This is a genomic window from Streptomyces sp. SM1 (genome assembly GCF_002910825.1).
GTDB classification, from domain to species: domain Bacteria; phylum Actinomycetota; class Actinomycetes; order Streptomycetales; family Streptomycetaceae; genus Streptomyces; species Streptomyces okerensis.
The window spans coordinates 1-4129 of record NZ_NEUB01000413.1 but is presented as its reverse complement, the minus strand read 5'-3'; the positions used below and the strand labels follow the sequence as shown (position 1 = coordinate 4129).

Below are 4129 nucleotides of genomic sequence, written 5' to 3'. Positions count from 1 at the left end.
CGTGTCCCGGCTACGGCCGGTGCTTCGGCTTCATCTGGGTCAGGGCCGCGCCCGCCAGGACGATCGCCGCGCCCACCGGTGTCGACCAGGTCAGGGTCTCGCCGAGGAGCACGACGCCGGCCGCGGCGGCGATCACGGGGACGAAGTAGGTGACCATCTGGCCGGTCGTGGGGCCGACCTCGGCGACGAGACCGTACTGGACGAGTACGGCCAGACCCGTGCCCAGCGTGCCCAGCGCGGCGACCGCCAGCAGCGGCCCGACGGCGAAGGTGCTCGGGAGGCTGGTGAACAACGGGGTCACGACGGCCAGCTGGACGGTGGCGAGCAGCAGCTGGCCGCCGGTCAGGGAGAGGTTCGAGTGGCTGTTGCCGGCCAGGGTGCGGCGGACGTAGATCCAGCCGACGGGATAGCTCAGCGAGGCCAGCAGCGCCAGCGCGGTGCCCCGGGCGTCCAGGCCCTGGAAACCCTGCCAGGCACCCAGCACGGTCAGCACCCCGAGGAAGCCGAGGCCGAGCCCCGCCACCCGCACCCGGGTCGGCCGGTCCTCGGAGAGCGCCACCAGCGACAGGGCCATGCCCCACAGTGGCGAGGTGGCGTTGCAGATGCCGGCCAGCGTGGACGGGATGGTCAGCTCCGCGAAGGCGAACAGCGAGAACGGCAGGGCGTTCAGGAGGAGACCGGCGACCGCGAGATGGCCCCAGGTACGCGCACCGCGCGGCAGCCGCTCCCGCCGTACCGCCATGGCGACCGCGAGGACGGCGGTCCCGAAGGCCAGCCTGCCGAGGGTGACCTGGAACGGGGCGTAGCCCTGGGTGCCGATCTTGATGAGGAGGAAGCTGAAGCCCCAGATCAGCGACAGCGCCCCGAAACGCAGCCGCCAGTCCAGGCGTGGGCGGGGGCGTTCCGGGGCGGGGCCGACCGGGCCCGGCGTGGTGGTGGTCGCGGTGACGCTGCTCATGGACGCAACGATGCTGCACGGTGATCTCGTAGCACAATCGAGATTTCGCACGCGGTATCTCGTAGCATCGCTTATATGTTGAACCTGGAGCGCCTGCGCACCCTCGACGCCCTCGCCCGGCACGGCTCGGTCAGCGGCGCGGCCGAAGGGCTGCACATCACGACCTCCGCCGTCTCGCAGCAGATGTCCAAACTGGAGCGCGAGGTCGGTCAGCAACTGCTCGCCAAGAACGGGCGCGGCGTCCGGCTCACCGACGCGGGCCGGCTGCTCGCCGAGCATGCCGCGCGGATCCTGTCCCAGGTCGAGCTCGCCCAGTCCGATCTGGAGGCGCAGCGCGGTCAGGTCGCCGGCGAGCTGCGGGTCTCGGCGTTCCCCACCGCCGCGCGGGGGCTGTTCCCGGCCGCGCTCGCGGAGCTGCGGGAACGGCATCCCGCGCTGCGCGTGCGCTCCCGCGAACTGGAACCGGAGCAGGGCATCCGGGGAGTGGTGCGCGGGGATCTCGATCTCGCCGTCGTGCTCGACTGGTACAACAAGCCGATGCCGCTGCCCGACGGGCTGGTCAAGGCACTGCTGCTCGACGATCCGGCCGATGTGGCGCTGCCGGCCGGCCACCGGCTGGCCGGCCGGGACGAGGTGGATCTCGCCGAGTTCGCCGAGGACGAGTGGATCACCTGGGGCGAGGGCGAGTTCTGCCACGAGTGGCTGATGTTCACGCTGCGCTCCAAGGGCATCGAGCCCGTCGTCGGCCACCGTGCCGCCGAGAGCCACACCCAGCTCGGACTGGTCGCCGCGGGGCTCGGCGTCTGCATCGCCCCCGTGCTCGGCCGCGACCCACTGCCCGACGGGGTGGTGACCGTCCCGCTCCGGCAGCGCGTGCGGCGGCACGTCTTCGTCGTCTGGCGCGCTGACGCGGACCGCCGCCCGTCCATCCGGGCGGCGGTGCGGGCACTGCGCGCGGTGGGGGAGCGCGTCGGGGGGACCGGCGTCTAGGAGCCGGGAGGCTTCGGCAGCTTCCTGAAGTCCCAGGACACGATCTTCTCGGGTGTCAGGCGCAGCCAGGCGTGCCGGCCGTCGTAGGGCATGTCGTCCAGGCCGAAGTTCTTGCGGGCGAACAGTGTCTCGGGGACGTCGAGTTCCGCGCGCAGTTCGCCCGTGCGCGGGATCTCACCCACGAACTCCACGCGTCCGGACAGCTCCGCGCCGCGCAGCTCCTCGTACTCCTCCCCGGTGTCGACCACGATCGCCACCCGGGGGTCCCGCCGCAGATCCACCCACCGCTTGCTGCGGACCACGGAGTAGAGCCACAGCGATGTGCCGTCCCAGGCGAACCAGAGCGTACTGACGTGCGGAGCTCCGTCGGCGGACACCGTGGCCACCCGGCAGGTGCGCTGGACGGTGAGGAAGTCGTCCAGCTCGCCGGGCGACATCATGATCTTCCGGCCCCGGCGCTGCGTGGCGGTCATACGGTCCCTTCTTCTCTTATGTCGTACCCGGCGCGGCCGGCTCAGGCGAGCGTGATCGATTCCCCGCTGACGGTGATCTCCACCGAGGGCAGCGGTTCGGTCGCCGGGCCGCCCTTCACGCTGCCGTCGGCGATCGAGAAGTTGCTGTTGTGGCAGGGGCAGTTGATGACACCGTCGGCGACGCTCTGCACCGCGCACCCCTGGTGGGTGCAGGTCGCCGAGAACGCCTTGAACTCGCCGGCCGAGGGCTGGGTGACGACCACCTTGCGGTCGGCGAAGACCTTGCCCCCTCCCTCGGGGATGTCGGCGGTCGAGCCGAGCGGCGCGGCGGCGGCGTCGTCGGACGAGCCGCCGGCGGTACCGGAGTCCGCGGAAGAGCCGGATCCGTCGTCGGAACCTCCGCACGCGGTCAGCGCGACGGCGAGGCCCGCCGCTCCGGCCGCCGCCACGACGGTTCGGCGGGCGGGTCCGGATACGGAGTGAAGCGATGCGGTCATGCCGATGTGTCCCTTCCGGGGCAGAAAGTGGATCTCGGGAGAGGTACGGTCAGCGGGCCCGCGCTGTTCAGGCGGTACCGGAAGCTTGGCGTGCCCGCGGTCGGACGGACGTAAATCACGGCTGTCGTTTCCCTGTCGGGCACCGGCACGCCCTCCCGGGCCGCGTCCGGCACGCGGTGACACGCCAGTAGCCTGGGGCGATGCTCAAGGAAGTCATCGCGACCCGCTTCATCGCGCCGCTGCGCGAGGGCGGTTCGCTGCCGGGACTGGTCGAGGCCGACGACCTCGGCGTCTACGTCCTGAAGTTCGCCGGTGCCGGGCAGGGCCGCAAGACGCTGGTCGCCGAGGTGGTCTGCGGGGAACTCGCCCGCCGGCTGGGGCTGAGGGTGCCGCGGCTGGTCACCGTCGAGCTCGATCCCGTGCTGGGGCTCGGGGAGCCCGAGCAGGAGGTGCAGCAGCTGCTGAAGTCCAGCGGCGGCACCAATTTCGGCATGGACTTCCTCTCCGGCGCCCTCGGCTTCGATCCGCTGGCCTTGGAGGTGAGCCCCGAGGAGGCCGGGCGGATCGTCTGGTTCGACGCGCTGGTGAACAACGTCGACCGCTCCTGGCGCAACCCCAACCTGCTCCTGCGGCGCGGCGAACTGTGGCTCATCGACCACGGCGCGACGATGATCTGGCATCACAACTGGCCCGGCGCCGCCGTCTCCGCCGCCCGCCCCTACGACGCCTCCGACCACGCGCTGAACACCTTCGCGCCGGATGTCGCGGCCGCGGCGGCGCGGTTCGCGCCGCTGGTCACCGAGGAACTGCTGGCCGAGGTCACCGCGGAGATCCCCGACGTCTGGCTGGCCGGCGAGCCGGGCTTCGACACGCCCGACGAGCTGCGGCTGGCCTACGCGCGGCCGCTGCTCGCCCGCGCGGGCACCGTCCACCAGCGCATCCACGGCCTTCAGGGGGACCAGTGAGCGACCGGCACGTCTTCGAGTACGCGCTGCTGAGGGTCGTACCGCGCATCGAACGCGGCGAGTGCGTCAACGCCGGGGTGCTCGTCTACTGCCGCCCGAAGTCCTACGTCGGCGCCCGCACCCATCTCGACGAGGCGCGGCTGCTGGCCCTCGACCCCACGGCCGACCTGCCCGGTGTACGGGCGGCGCTGCGCGCGGTGGAGCGCGTCTGTGCCGGCGGGGACGCGGCGGGGCAGGCGGCGGCGG

At 72.2% G+C, this 4129-nt stretch carries 6 protein-coding genes; 3 read left to right on the top strand and 3 right to left on the bottom strand.

What is annotated here, in order from left to right; genetic code table 11:
- Nucleotides 1-10 precede the first annotated feature (10 nt).
- On the bottom strand, nucleotides 11-958 hold the full coding sequence (locus B9S61_RS10465) for a DMT family transporter (RefSeq protein WP_103542015.1): 948 nt from the start codon (nucleotides 956-958) through the stop codon (nucleotides 11-13).
- 75 nt (nucleotides 959-1033) lie between these two features.
- On the opposite strand from B9S61_RS10465, the gene B9S61_RS10460 reads away from it, so the two are divergent.
- On the top strand, nucleotides 1034-1948 hold the full coding sequence (locus tag B9S61_RS10460; protein ID WP_103542014.1) for a LysR family transcriptional regulator: 915 nt from the start codon (nucleotides 1034-1036) through the stop codon (nucleotides 1946-1948).
- On the opposite strand, the gene B9S61_RS10455 is transcribed toward B9S61_RS10460, so the two are convergent.
- Nucleotides 1945-2421 (bottom strand): pyridoxamine 5'-phosphate oxidase family protein, encoded by a 477-nt coding sequence (locus B9S61_RS10455; RefSeq protein ID WP_103542013.1) that lies wholly within the window; start codon nucleotides 2419-2421, stop codon nucleotides 1945-1947. The genes B9S61_RS10460 and B9S61_RS10455 overlap by 4 nt on opposite strands.
- A 41-nt stretch (nucleotides 2422-2462) precedes the next feature.
- Nucleotides 2463-2918 carry a Rieske (2Fe-2S) protein gene (locus tag B9S61_RS10450; RefSeq protein WP_103542012.1) on the bottom strand — a complete coding sequence of 152 codons (456 nt, stop codon included), beginning with the start codon at nucleotides 2916-2918 and terminating at the stop codon, nucleotides 2463-2465.
- A 200-nt stretch (nucleotides 2919-3118) separates the two neighbouring features.
- Between B9S61_RS10450 and B9S61_RS10445 the strand changes: the two genes are divergently transcribed.
- Nucleotides 3119-3883 carry a HipA family kinase gene (locus B9S61_RS10445; protein WP_103542011.1) on the top strand — a complete coding sequence of 255 codons (765 nt, stop codon included), beginning with the start codon at nucleotides 3119-3121 and terminating at the stop codon, nucleotides 3881-3883.
- On the top strand, nucleotides 3880-4129 hold a 250-nt coding region (locus B9S61_RS10440), incomplete at its 3' end, for a DUF3037 domain-containing protein (protein ID WP_146064773.1). The genes B9S61_RS10445 and B9S61_RS10440, both read left to right, overlap by 4 nt.